General features: G+C 72.3%; 15 protein-coding genes and 1 pseudogene. 9 read left to right on the top strand and 7 right to left on the bottom strand.

The features are described 5' to 3' along the window. Positions 1 to 90: 90 nt before the first annotated feature. The 3 genes from K7I03_RS24430 to K7I03_RS24420 form a co-directional block, all read right to left on the bottom strand. Entirely contained in the window at positions 91 to 1341 is a 1251-nt protein-coding gene (locus K7I03_RS24430) for an ArsA family ATPase (RefSeq protein ID WP_185945242.1), read from the bottom strand. A gap of 35 nt (positions 1342 to 1376) precedes the next feature. Further along, entirely contained in the window at positions 1377 to 1826 is a 450-nt protein-coding gene (locus K7I03_RS24425) for an SRPBCC family protein (RefSeq protein WP_185945243.1), read from the bottom strand. Between the two features lie 83 nt (positions 1827 to 1909). After that, entirely contained in the window at positions 1910 to 2689 is a 780-nt protein-coding gene (locus tag K7I03_RS24420) for a metallophosphoesterase family protein (RefSeq protein ID WP_185945244.1), read from the bottom strand. A gap of 300 nt (positions 2690 to 2989) precedes the next feature. Here K7I03_RS24420 and K7I03_RS24415 point away from each other — a divergent pair, with 300 nt between their 5' ends. Further along, positions 2990 to 4810, top strand: coding sequence for an AMP-dependent synthetase/ligase (locus K7I03_RS24415; RefSeq protein WP_185945245.1), 1821 nt, complete (start codon positions 2990 to 2992; stop codon positions 4808 to 4810). A gap of 169 nt (positions 4811 to 4979) precedes the next feature. Here the strand turns inward: K7I03_RS24415 and K7I03_RS24410 are convergent, their stop codons facing one another. Next, positions 4980 to 6131, bottom strand: coding sequence for a glycosyltransferase family 87 protein (locus K7I03_RS24410; RefSeq protein ID WP_317988292.1), 1152 nt, complete (start codon positions 6129 to 6131; stop codon positions 4980 to 4982). 410 nt (positions 6132 to 6541) lie between these two features. Between K7I03_RS24410 and K7I03_RS24405 the strand changes: the two genes are divergently transcribed. Together K7I03_RS24405 and K7I03_RS24400 are read left to right on the top strand one after the other, a co-directional pair. Continuing rightward, entirely contained in the window at positions 6542 to 7684 is a 1143-nt protein-coding gene (locus K7I03_RS24405) for a glycosyltransferase family 4 protein (protein WP_185945246.1), read from the top strand. Between the two features lie 9 nt (positions 7685 to 7693). Beyond that, entirely contained in the window at positions 7694 to 8599 is a 906-nt protein-coding gene (locus K7I03_RS24400) for a hypothetical protein (protein WP_185945247.1), read from the top strand. A 281-nt stretch (positions 8600 to 8880) separates the two neighbouring features. On the opposite strand, the gene K7I03_RS24395 is transcribed toward K7I03_RS24400, so the two are convergent. Continuing rightward, positions 8881 to 9132, bottom strand: a complete 252-nt coding sequence (locus tag K7I03_RS24395) for a hypothetical protein (protein ID WP_185945301.1) — start codon at positions 9130 to 9132, stop codon at positions 8881 to 8883. A gap of 133 nt (positions 9133 to 9265) precedes the next feature. Here K7I03_RS24395 and K7I03_RS24390 point away from each other — a divergent pair, with 133 nt between their 5' ends. The 3 genes and pseudogenes from K7I03_RS24390 to K7I03_RS24380 all read left to right on the top strand — a co-directional run bounded on the left by K7I03_RS24390 (position 9266) and on the right by K7I03_RS24380 (position 10549). Then, positions 9266 to 10216: a helix-turn-helix domain-containing protein gene (locus K7I03_RS24390; RefSeq protein WP_185945248.1), complete on the top strand. Its 951-nt coding sequence runs from the start codon at positions 9266 to 9268 to the stop codon at positions 10214 to 10216. Continuing rightward, positions 10176 to 10292: pseudogene (locus tag K7I03_RS34110) on the top strand (DUF397 domain-containing protein); the annotation flags it as partial. The gene K7I03_RS24390 and the pseudogene K7I03_RS34110, both read left to right, overlap by 41 nt. Next, entirely contained in the window at positions 10256 to 10549 is a 294-nt protein-coding gene (locus tag K7I03_RS24380) for a DUF397 domain-containing protein (RefSeq protein ID WP_317988271.1), read from the top strand. The pseudogene K7I03_RS34110 and the gene K7I03_RS24380, both read left to right, overlap by 37 nt. A 63-nt stretch (positions 10550 to 10612) precedes the next feature. Here K7I03_RS24380 and K7I03_RS34105 read toward each other — a convergent pair whose 3' ends face one another. Then, complete coding sequence (locus K7I03_RS34105) at positions 10613 to 10837, bottom strand: hypothetical protein (RefSeq protein WP_185945249.1); 225 nt, start codon at positions 10835 to 10837, stop codon at positions 10613 to 10615. A 216-nt stretch (positions 10838 to 11053) separates the two neighbouring features. On the opposite strand from K7I03_RS34105, the gene K7I03_RS24370 reads away from it, so the two are divergent. From K7I03_RS24370 to K7I03_RS24360, 3 genes are all read left to right on the top strand, one after another. Then, the gene (locus K7I03_RS24370) at positions 11054 to 11599 is read left to right on the top strand and encodes a hypothetical protein (protein ID WP_185945250.1); all 546 of its coding nucleotides are present in this window, start codon (positions 11054 to 11056) and stop codon (positions 11597 to 11599) included. A gap of 119 nt (positions 11600 to 11718) precedes the next feature. Beyond that, positions 11719 to 12465 carry a hypothetical protein gene (locus K7I03_RS24365; protein WP_185945251.1) on the top strand — a complete coding sequence of 249 codons (747 nt, stop codon included), beginning with the start codon at positions 11719 to 11721 and terminating at the stop codon, positions 12463 to 12465. Positions 12466 to 12744: 279 nt separating this feature from the next. Then, positions 12745 to 13185, top strand: coding sequence for a peptidoglycan-binding domain-containing protein (locus K7I03_RS24360; RefSeq protein WP_185945252.1), 441 nt, complete (start codon positions 12745 to 12747; stop codon positions 13183 to 13185). Between the two features lie 101 nt (positions 13186 to 13286). On the opposite strand, the gene K7I03_RS24355 is transcribed toward K7I03_RS24360, so the two are convergent. Continuing rightward, positions 13287 to 13982, bottom strand: a complete 696-nt coding sequence (locus K7I03_RS24355; protein WP_185945253.1) for a class I SAM-dependent DNA methyltransferase — start codon at positions 13980 to 13982, stop codon at positions 13287 to 13289. Between the last annotated feature and the right edge of the window lie 131 nt (positions 13983 to 14113).

The following is a 14113-nucleotide window of genomic DNA, read 5'->3' as shown; positions in this document are numbered from 1 at the left end:
TAGGGGTGCCCCGGGCGGTGGCGCCGGGGGCGGCTGCCGGGGAGCCGCCCGAGGCCCGGGCGGGGCCGGAACGGGTCCCGGAAGGGCTCCTTACGCCCCCGTCCGCGGCCAGAGCTCCGGATCCGGCGTGAAGCGGACGCAGAGCGCCCCGTCGCGCAGCCCCGCGCCGGAGACCGTGCACCGGCGGAGGGCGGACGGCAGGGGCAGCGCGCGGCGGAACGGGCCGACGGCGACGAGGAGTTCGTCGCCCCGCCGGACCAGGCCTATCCGGTCGCGTTCGGCGCCGGGCAGCGGCAGCCGCCAGACGAGCAGGTTGTCGTCGGCCAGCCGGTCCTCGACGGTGGGGGCCGGCGCCGGCGGCGGAGGGGGGACGGGCCCGACGGCCGCGGCCAGCGCCTCAAGCCCGCCGGAGCCGTCGACGCCCAGCGGGTCCCGCCCGAGGTGCGGCAGTTCGACGACGGGCACGCCCCCGGCGCCGTACTCCTCGTACAGCCCCTTCAGCGCGGCCCGCTGCGCCTCCCCGCGCCCCGCCAGCCACGGATCGCCGCCGTCCGGCAGCAGCCGGTTGGCGACGAGGGCGCCGAGCCGGCAGCCGTGCAGGGCCAGGCCGGCGCGGACGGTCCGCAGGGCGTCGGCGGTGAGCGGACCGGGTTCGGCGACCAGGTGGACGGTCGTGCCCCCGGTGCCGTCGGCGCCCTCCGCGTCGAGGACGTCCTGGACGGCGGCCAGTTCCGCGTCCCAGTGCCCGGCGAGCTCGTAGAGCCGCTGGGCGGGCATCGGCACCCCGGCGAGCTGGGCGAGCACCGGGCGCAGGGCGCGGGCGGCCTGCCGTTCGGGCGGCAGCAGCCGGCGGAGGTAGCGGCGGAGCTGCCCGGGCAGGGCGAGCAGGCGGACGGTGTCGTGCCCGGGGGGCATGTCGACGACGAGCAGCTCCCAGCCGACCCCGTCGGCGTGCGCGGCGCGCAGGGCGGCGAGCAGGGCGAGCGGTTCGGCGCCGGGGAGTTCGGTGAACTCCTCGGGGTCGAGGGGCGCGGCGCCCAGCAGGTCGAAGAGGGCGGAGCCGCGTTCCTGGAGTTCGCCGGCGAGGGCGGTGAAGTGCTCGCCGGTGGCGATCCGGGCGGCCCACAGCCCGGGGGCGGCCTCGACGGGCGGGGTGAAGGGCCGGCGGGCGTCGCCGCCGCCGTCGGGCAGGGGGGTGCCGAGGACGGCGCCGGGCGCCGGCCCGGGGTCGGTGGTCAGCAGCAGGACGCGCCGTCCGGCGCGGGCCGCGGCCAGCGCGGTGGCCGCGGCGACGGTGGTGCGGCCCGCGCCTCCGGGACCGGTGACGAGGACCGTACGCAAGGGGGAAGCCTCCGGAACGGAAGGGGAAAGCGGGGTCAGGAAGCGGCGACGGTCTCGACGCGCTGCTTCAGCCCGGCGAGGGCGCGGTCGATGATGACCTTCTCCGCCTTGCGCTTGATCATCCCGAGCATGGGGATCTTGACGTCGACGGTGAGCATGTAGGTCGCCTCGGTGTGCCGCCCGCCCGCCACCGGCTTGAGGCTGTACGAGCCGTCGAGCTGGCGCAGCATGGCCGACTTCACCAGGGACCAGGAGACGGTGTTCTCGTCGGGCCAGCTGTAGGCGAGGGTGTGGTCGTCCTTGATCGCACCCGCGTCGAGCACCAGGCGCACCTTGGCGGCGCGGCCCTTCTCGTCCCGCTCCAGCACCTCGGCCTGCTTCACCTCGCCCGTCCACGCCGGGTAGCGGTCGAAGTCGGCGATCACCGCCATGACCTCGGCGGGGCTCGCCTCGATCGTGATGCTCGAGCTGGTGTGTTCCGCCATCGCTGTGGCTCCTCCGTGCCGGTCCGGCCGACTGTCCGCGCGGGCTGCGCTGTCTGCCGGTGAAGGCTACCTCTCCCGGCGTGTCACCACTCCATGGCCCACGGTGTACCGGTGGAGGCGAAGTGCCCGACGTTGACGCATTCGGTCACGCCGACGCGCATCCGGCGGGCGAGCGGCTGGTGGACGTGGCCGAAGAGCGCGTACCGGGGGCGGGTGGCGCGGATCGCCTCCAGCAGGGCGGAGCTGCCGCGCTCGAAGCGCCGGGCGACCGTGTCATAGCAGAGTTCGGGCAGGTCAGGCGGGATGTGGGAGCAGAGGACGTCGACTTCGCCGAGCGCTTCGACCTTGGCCGCGTACGCCTCGTCGTCGATCTCGTAAGGGGTGCGCATGGGCGTCCGCAGGCCACCTCCGACAAAGCCGAAGACGCGCCCTCCGATCTCGACGCGTTCGCCGTCGAGGACGGTGGTGCCGGGGCGGGCGAATTCCGGCCAGAGCGGCGGGAGGTCGACGTTGCCGTAGGTGGCGTAGGTGGGGGTGGGGAAGGCGGCGAAGAGTTCGGCGTACTGCTTGCGCACCGCCCGCTCGATGGCGGGGACGCGGTCGACGCCGTCCCAGAGGTCACGGGTGAAGGCGCGGGCCTCGTCGAAGCGGCGGGCGGTGCGCAGCTCGACCAGGCGGGCGGTGTTCGCCGCGCCGAAGAGGTCGGAGAAGATGCCGCGCGCGTGGTCGGCGTAGTCGATGAAGAGGACGAGGTCGCCGAGGCAGATCAGGGCATCGGCGCCGTCGCCCGCCCGGGCCAGGTCCCGGGCGTTCCCGTGCACATCGCTGACCACATGAACCCTGGTGCTCCCGCTGCCTCGCATGAGCAGCACCCTAGGTCGAGTCCAGGCCCTGCGGAAGGGCCGCAGGAGGGCCACAGGAGAGCCACAGGAGGGCCGCGACCTGCGGTTACTTCCGGGTCACCGAAGGGAGGGGCTAGGGTGCCGGGAGCGGTCCCGCGGCATGTGACGCACAGAACATCTGGGCGTGACCCTCTATTCGAAACCAGTACTGGTGGGTAACGTCCGGGCCGTCCTTCACCGTGCCCGTATTACATGGACCGCAGCCGACGCAGCGCCCCTCGACGACGCGGCGGCGCCGGCGCCCGACGAGGAGCAGCAGTCTTGCGCGAGTTCAGCCTTCCGGCCCTCTATGAGGTCCCAGCGGACGGAAACCTGACGGATCTCATCCGCCGGAACGCTTCGCTCCACCCAGATGTCGCGGTCATAGGGCGCAAGGTCGGAGGCCGGTGGCAGGACGTCACCGCGGTCGAGTTCCTCGCGGAGGTGCGCGCCGCCGCCAAGGGCCTGATGGCCTCGGGCGTCCGGCCCGGCGACCGCGTCGGCCTGCTCTCCCGCACCCGCTACGAGTGGGCGCTGCTGGACTTCGCCATCTGGAGCGCGGGCGGCGTCACCGTCCCCGTGTACGAGACGAGCTCGCCCGAGCAGATCGAGTGGATCCTCGGCGACTCCGGGGCCGTGGCCTGCCTGGTGGAGACGGACGCGCACGAGGCGGCCGTCGCCTCCGTCCGGGAGTCGCTGCCGGACCTGAAGCACGTCTGGAAGATCGAGGGCGGTGACGGCGACGAGGCCGGCGCCGGTGCCGTCGAGACCCTCCGCACGGCCGGCAAGGACCTGACCGACGAGGAGGTGGACGAGCGCAGCGCGCTGGCCGACGCCGACACCCCCGCGACCATCGTCTACACCTCCGGCACCACCGGCCGCCCCAAGGGCTGCGTCCTCACCCACCGCAGCTTCTTCGCGGAGTGCGGCAACGCGGTGGAGCGTCTCAAGCCCCTCTTCCGCACCGGCGACTCCTCCGTCCTCCTCTTCCTCCCCGCCGCGCACGTCTTCGGGCGGCTGGTCGAGGTGGCCGCGCTGATGGCCCCCATCCGGCTGGGCATGGTCAGCGACATCAAGAACCTGACCGACGACCTGGCGGGCTTCCGCCCGACCCTCATCCTGGGCGTGCCCCGGGTCTTCGAAAAGGTCTACAACGGCGCCCGCGCCAAGGCCCAGGCGGACGGCAAGGGCAAGATCTTCGACAAGGCGGCGGACACCGCCATCGCCTACAGCCGCGCCCTGGACACCCCGGCAGGACCGGGCTTCGGCCTCAAGCTCAAGCACAAGGTCTTCGACCGCCTCGTCTACGGCAAGCTCCGCGCGGTCCTCGGCGGCCGCGCCACCCACGCCATCTCCGGCGGCGCCCCGCTGGGCGAACGCCTCGGCCACTTCTACCGCGGCATCGGCTTCACCGTCCTGGAGGGCTACGGCCTGACGGAGTCCTGTGCCGCCACCGCCTTCAACCCCTGGGACCGCCCGAAGATCGGCACGGTCGGCCAGCCGCTCCCCGGCTCGGTCATCCGCATCGCCGACGACGGCGAGGTCCTGCTGCACGGCGAGCACCTCTTCACCGGCTACTGGAACAACGAGAAGGCCACCGCCGAGGCCCTGGAGGACGGCTGGTTCCACACCGGCGACCTCGGCACCCTCGACGAGGACGGCTACCTCAGCATCACCGGCCGCAAGAAGGAGATCCTCGTCACCGCCGGCGGCAAGAACGTCGCCCCCGCCGTCATCGAGGACCGCATCCGCGCCCACGCCCTCATCGCCGAATGCATGGTCGTCGGCGACGGCCGCCCGTTCGTCGGCGCCCTCGTCACCCTCGACGAGGACTTCCTCCCCCGCTGGCTCGAACGCCACGCCAAGCCCGCCGGCCTCACGGCCGCCGACCTCGCCGACGACCCCGAGCTCCTCGCCGACGTCCAGAAGGCCGTCGACGACGGCAACGCGGCGGTGTCGAAGGCGGAGTCGGTGCGCAAGTTCCGCATCCTGCCGGGGCAGTTCACGGAGGAGTCGGGGCATGTGACGCCGTCGCTGAAGCTTAAGCGGAATGTGGTGGCGAAGGATTTCGCGCACGAGATCGAGGCCATTTATCACGGGTAGGGGGTGCGCCCCGGCCCCCGGCATCGCGGCTTCGCCGCGAGGTCCTCAAACGCCGGACGGGCTGAGATTCAGCCCGTCCGGCGTTTGAGGACAACCGCGCGAAGCGCGGTTTCGGGGGCGCGGGGGCCGGCCCCCGCAAGAAACGGGAAGGGGCGGGGCTGGGGACCAATCACCCCGAGACGAGCTCGGAAGCCCGCTCAGCCGGAGGCTCCGGCTCCCCCGCCACGGAAGGCGGCACACTGACAGTGGCCCGCCAAAGCCGCCGGCAGGCAACCACCGTCGCCACCACCAGCAAAGCGTTGCGCAACGTCAGCGTCGCGACCCCCAACATGTCGCTGGCGATCACATGCCGGAACCAGATGGGAAACTCCAACTGCGTCAGCGGCGCGGCGAGCAACACCAGCACGATCGGCAACCCCTGCCGCGTAGACCGAACGGTCGCGCAGACGGCCGCGAGCCCGATCAGCCACACCACATACTGCGGGCTGATCACCCGACTCGTCGTCGTGAAGAGCAGCACCGCGGTGAAAGCCGCATCCGACGGTGTGCACTCCTCGAACCTCCGGGCCCGCAGCCGCCACAGCAGCAGCCATCCGAAAGCCACCAGGCTCAGCCCGAGCGCCAGCGCGCTCACCGCGTGCACATGCCGTCCGAGGAACTCGACGGACCCGTAGTGCAGCCGGGCCCGCCCGTGCCACCCGAAGTGCCGGGCCAGGTGGAACACCATCGACCCCAGTGACTCCACCTCGGTCCCCCGGTCCCGCTGGAACGTGAGGAAGGCGAGCGCCCCCGGCATCGCGGCGGCGAACAGCATCAGCAGGACGACGCCGGTGACCAGCGCCGAGCTCCAGGCCGACCGCGTCCGAGCCCCCCGCGGCACCCCGGCCAGCAGCAGCACGGGCCATACCTTCAGCAGCGCCCCGAACCCGGCGAGCGCCCCCGCGAGCCGCGTCCGGCGGCCGAGGGCGAGCAGTCCGGCGACGGCGACGGCGGTCACCATCACGTCGTACCGGGCGTAGACGATCGGTCCGAGCAGCGGTACGCCGAGCACCCACACCCACACCCCGCGCGCGCTGCGCCGCCCGTTCCGCACGGCGTACAGCAGCATGCCGAGGATCGCGGCGTCCGCCGCGAAGCACACCAGGAAGAAGGCGTGCGCGTAGTCGAGGAACGGCAGCAGTCCCGGGGAGAGGACGGCGAGGGCGGCGGCGGGCGGGTACTGCCAGGTGACGTCGTCGTACGGGAAGACGCCGGTCGAGAAGACGCCGTACCAGCGCCGGTAGATCACCTCGATGTCGATGCCGACGTCCGAGCCGGGCATGTCCAGCACCCGGAACACGCACAGGAGGAGGACGGTCCGGGTGGCGGCCCACACCGCCCCCCACCCTGAGGAGCAGCCGCAGTCGTGAGCCCGTACCGGAGGAGCCCGTACCGGAGCCCGCCATCGTCCACCTCGTCCCGTCGGGGCACCACACGCCGTGATGGTGCCGTCACTGCAAGGCATGATGCCCGTCCGGCGACCGGTCCTCGGTGACGTGCGGCGTCGTGGCGCCATTGCCGCCCGATCGCCGCCGAGACGCCGCGGGCACCTCCGACGTCGCAGGGTCCGCCACCGCCCGGCCGCCGTCCCGGCACACAGGGCGGGTACTGTCGCACACGCCCCCTCCCCACGACACCCGCGCCATGCGACGCCGCGCGGACGGAGAAGCGACGGAGAAGCGAACAACCGGCATGCACAAGACCCTGATCGTCACCAACGACTTCCCGCCCCGCCCCGGCGGCATCCAGGCGTTCCTGCACAACATGGCGCTGCGGCTGGACCCGGCGGACATCGTCGTCTACGCGTCGACGTGGAAGCGGAGCCGCGAGGGGGTCGAGGCCACCGCCCGGTTCGACGCCGAGCAGCCGTTCCGCGTCGTCCGCGACCGGACGACGATGCTGCTGCCCACGCCCCGGGTGACCCGCCGCGCGGCCGGGCTGCTGCGGGAACACGGCTGCTCCTCGGTCTGGTTCGGCGCGGCGGCCCCGCTGGGCCTGATGGCCCCGGCGCTGCGGGCGGCGGGCGCGCGGCGGATCGTCGCCACCAGCCACGGCCACGAGGCGGGCTGGGCGCAGCTGCCCGCCGCCCGGCAGTTGCTGCGGCGCATCGGCGAGGGCACCGACACGATCACCTATCTGGGTGAGTACACGCGCTCGCGCATCGCCTCCGCCCTCACCCGCGAGGCGGCGTCCCGGATGGTCCAACTCCCGCCCGGCGTGGACGAGAAGACGTTCCACCCCGGTTCGGGCGGCGACGCGGTCCGGGCCCGGCTCGGCCTCACCGACCGCCCGGTGGTCGTCTGCGTCTCGCGGCTGGTCCCGCGCAAGGGCCAGGACACCCTGATCCGCGCCCTGCCCGCCGTCCTCGCCCGCGTTCCGGACACCGTCCTGCTCATCGTCGGCGGCGGTCCGTACGCCGGCGATCTGCGCAAGCTCGCCGAGGAGACGGGCGTCGCCGCGTCCGTCCGCTTCACCGGCCCGGTCGAGTGGGACGAACTCCCCGCCCACTACGGCGCCGGCGACGTCTTCGCCATGCCCTGCCGCACCCGGCGCGGCGGCCTGGACGTCGAGGGGCTCGGCATCGTCTACCTGGAGGCGTCCGCGACGGGCCTGCCGGTCGTCGCCGGCGACTCGGGCGGCGCCCCGGACGCGGTGCTGGAGGGTGAGACGGGGTTCGTGGTGCGCGGCGAGTCGGCCGCCGAGACGGCGGACCGGGTCACGACGCTCCTCCTCGACCCGGAGCTGCGCGCCCGCATGGGGGCGCGGGGCCGCGCCTGGGTGGAGGAGCGCTGGCGCTGGGACCTGCTGGCGGAGCGGCTGAAGGGGCTGCTGTAGACCGTACCCATGACCACAGAGATCGATTACGGCCGCTTCGCGGAACGCCTGGAGGCGGCCCGGCGGGTGGCGGCGACGGAACCGGCCGGCAGCGCCGCCCGCTGGGAGCTGCTGCGCGCGTTCCAGGAAGAGTGGGGGTACGAGCCGACCGGCGGCGCCCGCTGGGAGCGCGACGAGCCGGACGCGCACAAGGAGTACGTCACCGGCCTGCGCCCCGCCGCGCCCGAGGGCGACGGGACCGACGCCGAACCGGACGACGTCGACCGCTCCCTCCCCATACCCGCCGCCCTGGACGAGTGGTGGGACCTGCCGTTCAACTCCTTCGCCGACCGCTGGCGCCTCTACTGGACGAACCCCGTCTGGCCGCCCACCGTCCGCCCCGACCCGACGGGGTACGGCGTCGCCGACGGCCTGCCGCGCGACAACCCGTTCACGGGCCCGGACGAGGACCCCCGGGTCTGCGTCCTGATGGCCGAGGACCAGTTCTGCAACGAGTGGGGCTACCCGGCGGCCCGCGCCCACCTCGTCGACCCGCCGGTCCTGGTGACCGTCGAGGACCGCGAGTGGACCCTCCAGAGCCACTCGGTCTCGGAGTTCTTCCTCGCGCTGGCGGCCGTCCGCCTCCCCGACCACTACGGCTGGACGGTCGAGGAACCGGAACTGACCCCGGAGGCCATGGCCCGCCTGCGCGAGGTGCTGCGCCCGATGGGCCTGCTGCCGTGGCGCGAATTGGGCGCACACACGGAGTTCCTGGGCGGCCCGGACGTCATCGCGCAGCACAACACGGGGTACGGCGACACGGAACTCGCCTTCTACGGCCGCACCGAGGCGGCACTGCACCGCCTCGCCGCGGCGCTGGGCACGGACTGGTCGGAGGAGATCGCGGAGCCGGAATCCCACCACGAGGAACCCTGACGCACGGGATCAGGCGCGCGGATCGCGGATCAGACCCGCCGCTCCGGCTGCCGGTGCGGATGGCTGCCGGTGCGGATACTGCCCCTGATGCCCGGCCCGCCTCCGTCGGTACACCTCCGCCGCCTCCGCGTCCCCGCGCTGCCGGGCCGCGGTCTCGGCGGCGGTGTACCACCGGCACATCCCGCACTCGTGCGGCGCGGGGTTCACCAACGGCCCGCTCCCGTGCGGCGTCGGCGGCAGGGGCGGCGGGTCCCACATGGGCGGCGGGAACGACCGCGGGCTCACACGTCACCCCGCCGCGAAACGGTCCCGTACCGGGTGACGGCGAACGATCCGCCCGGCACCCCCGCCCGCTCCCGCTCCTCCAACGTCGCCGGCCGCACCCACCCCGGCTCGGCCTCCCACTCCCGCCCACCCCCGGGCGCCCGCAACCACACCCTCGGCCCCCGGTGCTCCATCACCTGCCCGACCTTCCCCCGCCGCGTATCCGTCAGCCACGCGCCGGGCCGGTAGGCGGCCTTCGATTGCGTCATGCGTTCGACCCTTCGTGGTGTTCCGCTCTTCGCGAGCGGGCATCAACCGTGAGGCTTAGACTCCACCTCCACGGCCCGCCTGAACAGGCCGTTTGGGATTCCAAAGCCGCTTGGAATAAGGGGAGTTGAACAAATGCTCGGTCGTTCACCCGGCGAACCGCTCTCCCCCGCCCGCGAGTTCGGCGAGGAGATCAAGGCCGCCCGCGAAGCCCGCGGCTGGACCCAGGAGCAGCTCGCCGACGCCCTGCACTGCGGCCAGCCGTACGTCAGCAAGGTCGAACGCGGCGAACAGCTCGCGTCGGCGGCCTTCGCCGCACAGTGCGACCGGGTGTTCGGTACGCCGGGGACGTACGCGCGGATGCGACAGCGGGCGGCGGACGCGGGGTCTCCGACGTGGTTCATTCCGTATCTGCAACTGGAGCGTGAGGCGCGGGTGATCTGCGACTACTCCAACGCTTTCATCATGGGCATACTGCAGACTCCGGAGTACGCCGAGGCAGTCTTCCGCTCCGCCCACCCACAGGACTCCCCGGCCGAAATCAAGCGGCGCGTCGAGAAACGCATGCGGCGACGCGAGATCTTCGACAAACCGCATCCACCGTCGCTGTGGGTGATCCTGCACGAGGCCGTGCTGTGGTCCGCCGTGGGCGGCACCGACGTCATGCTGGTCCAACTGCGCCACCTGCTGGGGGCATCGGAGTCGCCCCACATCGCAGTCCAGGTGCTCCCCTTCACGGCGAACACGCCTTCGCGAGGAGTGGCGTTTAACCTGCTGACGCGGCAGGACGGAACTGATGTCCTGTACGAGGAGACCTACCAACGGGGGCAAGTGAACGACTCGGCAGCCGTGGTAGCGGAGGCGCGGGCGGCATACGAACGCCTTCGCGCAGACGCGCTGTCTCCTACCCAGTCCCAAGCCCTCATCAGACATGTCTTGGAGGCGTACGCGCATGACTCACACCTCGATCCTTGCTCAGGCGATATGGGAGAAGTCCAGCTACAGTCAGGGAAACGGCGGTCAATGCGTCCAATTCGCCCGCAATCTCATACCGTCCTCAGGTACCGTCCCCGTCCGAGACAGTAAGCGCCCGACGGAACGGGCCCTGGCCTTCCCCGCACCCGCATGGTCTGCGTTCGTCACGAGCATCAAGGCACGCTGAGCAGGGGGCTCACAATGAGCACCACTCCCGACCTCACCAGTGCAACGTGGAAAAAATCGACCTACAGCGAGGGCAACAGCGGCCAATGCCTCGAAGGGGCCCCCGCCTACGCCCCCTCCGGAACCATCCCCATCCGCGACAGCGGACATCCCACCACCCCGACGCTCCTCTTCCCGACCCCGCCTGGTCCGCGTTCATCGCGACCATTCAGGAATAACGGGACTCCGGCCAGCGCAGCAGCACCAGTTCCGTGGTAGGCCCCGGGCCGACGGCGAGCAGCAGGCCGTGCGAACCAGGGGCGGGTGGGCCGGCGGAAGCGGTCAGATGCGGTGCAGGACGTCCAGGACGGCGGCGGAGGAGATGTTGCCGCACGCGGCCGGTGAGGCGCGGCCCGCGAGGCCGGTGAACGTGCGGCGCGCCGCCGCGTCGGCGCCCAGGAACGCCTCGGCGAACACGGCGGCGATCTCCGCCTGCCGGTGCCGGTGCGGCGGCGCGGCCACCGCCACCGAGGTCACCCGGGGTGCCGTCGAGCGCGTGTCACTCATCGCCAACTCCCATGGCCGATTGGCCTCGTGACGACTTACGGTGACGCCGCCGCGCCGCTCCGGGGCAGGGCGTGCGGCGGGCGCGAGGGCGCACGAAGGGGTGTGAGGAGCCTGTGTCGCTCCTGGCCGTCCGAGGAGGCGGTGCGGCCGACGATGCGGAGGGGTATCCAAGTGGGCGTCGGCCACACCGTGGTTCGGGCTACGAAGGGACGCATCGTGATCGGCAGTCGTGGAGCGGGCATCACCCTGGCCTCCCTCGCCCTGCTGGCGGCGGCCGCCGGCGGCGTCCCCGCGGCGCAGGCCGGAGGCCAGGCCCGGGAATACACAGCCCTGGAGTGCACGGGCCAGGAGAACATCACCTACGGACCGGGCCTGGGCCTGTCCTCCGCCGGCTCCGCCAAGGTCTCCGTCGACGGGACGTACCACTGCACGGACGGCTCGGGCCACCGCAGCACGGCCACGTACCACACCGAGGGCATGACGGGAGGCGGCTGCCTCCTGCTGTCCTGGAACAGGTCCAAGGAGACCCTGCGCTTCGCGGACGGCACCACGACCGTCATCGCCTACCAGGCCGGTCCCTCGGTCCGCGTGGCGGGCCTCAACACCGCCCTGCTCAGAGGCGAGGTCGTCGGCGGCCGCGGCAAGGGCGCGGCGGCGGAGAAGACCATCCAGACGCTGCCGGGCAGCCTCCCGACGGACTGCGCGATCGGCGGAGGCATCCGCCACACCACCGGCCTGACCCACCTCAGCATCCACCCCTGAGCGTCGCCCATGCGGCGCCCCGAGCCGCGCGGCCGTCGAGAAAACCGTTCGGCAGGAGTACGCGGGGAAGCCACACTGGGCAAGCGTGTCGTCCGCACGCTGACCCGGGATGGCCGACCTTGGCGGAAGAAGCAGAAGCAGCAGCAGAAGAAGACGAAGAAGACGGGGCGTCGTACGAATACCTCGAAGACATCTACGTCGAGGACATCGGGCTGACGTGGGTGACCTCGAAGTGGGACATCCCGGACGCCCTCTCTCCGGAGGACGCCGAGCGGTACCTCCCCCGGGAAGGCGGACCGGCCGCGTACTGGCTCAGGCTTCCGGAAACAGCGGTGGAAGAATTCGACCGGTCGAAGGCCCGGCAGCTCGGGCAGGACATTCGCCGGCTGCTGCGGTCCCCGCTCCCGGACGAGGTGATCCGTACCGTGTGGCTCGGCGCCACCCATGGGTGTTCCGACCCGGTCGAGTACGCCCCGGATACCCGCACGTGGCTGCGGAGACTCGAAGAAGTTTGGCTCGCCCGAGTACGGCAGGACGACCCCGCGTTCACCCCTCCGCCACCACAGCCGGTGGTGGACGAGGAGATGAGCCGTGCCGTTCTGCGGGCGATTCGGTCGGTCGCGGACGACCTGAGCCGTGCGACGGCGGCCTCCACGTACGGGCGGCCTCCGGTCTCGCTGGTGCCGGCCCTTGAGCAGACGGTCGTCCATGCCTGCGCCGACCTCGGATACCGGCTGTTCCTGCGTTCCATGAACGCGTACTTCGTCGCGATCGACAGAAAGAGCTACGACTCGTTCGACGCGCTCGGGCGACGGTTCGGCTATCCGAGGTTTTTGGTGCACCACGGTCTGAACTATCGCGAGTAGCGTGCCCGGTGGGCAGCGCCGCGCAAGGACGAATTCGGCACGTTCATCCGGCGGTTGCCTCTCCCGCGCTGTTTGAGACATCTGCCGGAAGGCGGTTGAGCGGCGCACGCGGGCGGCGCTAGCTTCTGGTCCGTACCGCGCTGGAGCGGTCGGGCCACGGGACGGCTCGGGCCCGCTTCACGCGCGCTCCGACCGAGCACGGGTGGCATCGCACGCGACCCCTGTTTCCAGAGCGCCCTGTCGCGTCCGGTACCGCCCGCCGACCCGAAAGGGAAGCGCATGCGACCGAACGTTCTGACGAGGACCCTCGTCGGCATCACCGCCGTCGCAGGACTCGTGGCCGGCGGCCTCGCGACTGCGGGCACCGCCTCCGCGGCGTCCCAGCCGGCGACGAGTTCCCAGAGCGTCTCCATCCTCGCGGTGAACAACCTCGGGCTGAACACGACCCAGGCCAAGAACTGGCAGTGCTGGCTGCGCTCCAACGGATACGATCCCGGCACGATCGACGGGCAGCTGGGCGCCAACAGCTGGAAGGCCGCCCAGCGGATGTTCAACGCCCAGGGCTACGGCGCCGGAACCGTCGACGGTGCCGTCGGGCCCAACACGATCAGAGCGCTGCAGAAGTACCTGAACGCGTACGGCTACAGCCTCGCCGTTGACGGAGAAGCCGGGCCCAAGACGATCGCCGCGTTCCGGGACTTCAACTCCAGCGGCTGCTGAACCGGGACCTCCGCACCGGGCGGCGCGCCATCACCGGCGCGCCGCTCACACGGTCCCGTACGGGGCTCCTGACGCCGCCCGCCCCGCCGCCCGCGCGTCCCTCACGGGCGGCGGGCGGTGACGATGAGGTTGACGGGCTCGGTGGCGGCCGGGAGGCCCTCGACGGGTTCCCACGTCACGTCCGTGAAGCCGCAGTCGGCCAGGGCCCGTTCGTACGCATCACGGGTCCAGTAGTGGACGGTGAGGGTGGAGGGCGGGGTGGTGGGGATGGAGATGGTGCAGGGGTCGCCGTCGCGCGGGGCGGCGGGGCGGTGGAGGACGAAGCCGTTGGGCTGGGTGACCTCGGGCTCCAGGCTCGGGTTGCCGACGACGGCGAGCAGGCGGCCCCCCGGCGCGAGGTTGGCGTACGCGCCGCGGCACATGCGGGTGAGGGTGCCGAAGGAGTCGGCGTAGTGCAGGACGGCGGCCGCGGTGACGAGGTCGAAGGCGCCCAGGACGGGCAGGTCGGCGATGTCCCGCACCTCGTACCGTACGCCGAGCGGCTCCTCCCGCTCCTCCAGGTGCGCGAGTTCGATCATCGGGCCCGAGGCGTCCACCCCGAGCACGTCGGCCGCGCCCTCGCGGCGCAGCAGCCGGGTGAAGGGGCCCGTGCCGCAGCCCAGGTCGAGGACCGAGGCGCCGTCCACCGGGCCGAGGGCCCGGAGGATCGAGGGGATCTCCACGTTCTCGCGGTAGGACTGGAGGAGGCGGTCCACCTCTCCGTACTGCGCGGCGATGAGGTCGTACTGTGGCGTCAACTGATCTCCCCCGTCGGGTCTCCGGTGGGCGGTGGGCAGTGTGTCGGCGTACGGCGGCCGATCTTCGCACCACGGCCGGTGGGGCTCAAGAGTGCCCGCGCGGGCGCTCCGGTGGGACGAATGCCCGTATC

The sequence above is a fragment of the Streptomyces mobaraensis genome, assembly GCF_020099395.1.
Taxonomy (GTDB): Bacteria; Actinomycetota; Actinomycetes; order Streptomycetales; family Streptomycetaceae; genus Streptomyces.
This window is presented reverse-complemented; position numbering and strand designations above follow the sequence as displayed.

What these genes read in the sequence shown, in the direction of transcription:
- K7I03_RS34105 (WP_185945249.1), bottom strand. Translation starts at nt 10,837, where the DNA reads ATGAGTGACACGCGCTCGACGGCACCCCGGGTGACCTCGGTGGCGGTG.
- K7I03_RS24405 (WP_185945246.1), top strand. Translation starts at nt 6,542, where the DNA reads ATGCACAAGACCCTGATCGTCACCAACGACTTCCCGCCCCGCCCCGGC.
- K7I03_RS24410 (WP_317988292.1), bottom strand. Translation starts at nt 6,131, where the DNA reads ATGCCCGGCTCGGACGTCGGCATCGACATCGAGGTGATCTACCGGCGC.
- K7I03_RS24395 (WP_185945301.1), bottom strand. Translation starts at nt 9,132, where the DNA reads ATGACGCAATCGAAGGCCGCCTACCGGCCCGGCGCGTGGCTGACGGAT.
- K7I03_RS24360 (WP_185945252.1), top strand. Translation starts at nt 12,745, where the DNA reads ATGCGACCGAACGTTCTGACGAGGACCCTCGTCGGCATCACCGCCGTC.
- K7I03_RS24400 (WP_185945247.1), top strand. Translation starts at nt 7,694, where the DNA reads ATGACCACAGAGATCGATTACGGCCGCTTCGCGGAACGCCTGGAGGCG.
- K7I03_RS24390 (WP_185945248.1), top strand. Translation starts at nt 9,266, where the DNA reads ATGCTCGGTCGTTCACCCGGCGAACCGCTCTCCCCCGCCCGCGAGTTC.
- K7I03_RS24420 (WP_185945244.1), bottom strand. Translation starts at nt 2,689, where the DNA reads ATGCGAGGCAGCGGGAGCACCAGGGTTCATGTGGTCAGCGATGTGCAC.
- K7I03_RS24425 (WP_185945243.1), bottom strand. Translation starts at nt 1,826, where the DNA reads ATGGCGGAACACACCAGCTCGAGCATCACGATCGAGGCGAGCCCCGCC.
- K7I03_RS24380 (WP_317988271.1), top strand. Translation starts at nt 10,256, where the DNA reads ATGGTCTGCGTTCGTCACGAGCATCAAGGCACGCTGAGCAGGGGGCTC.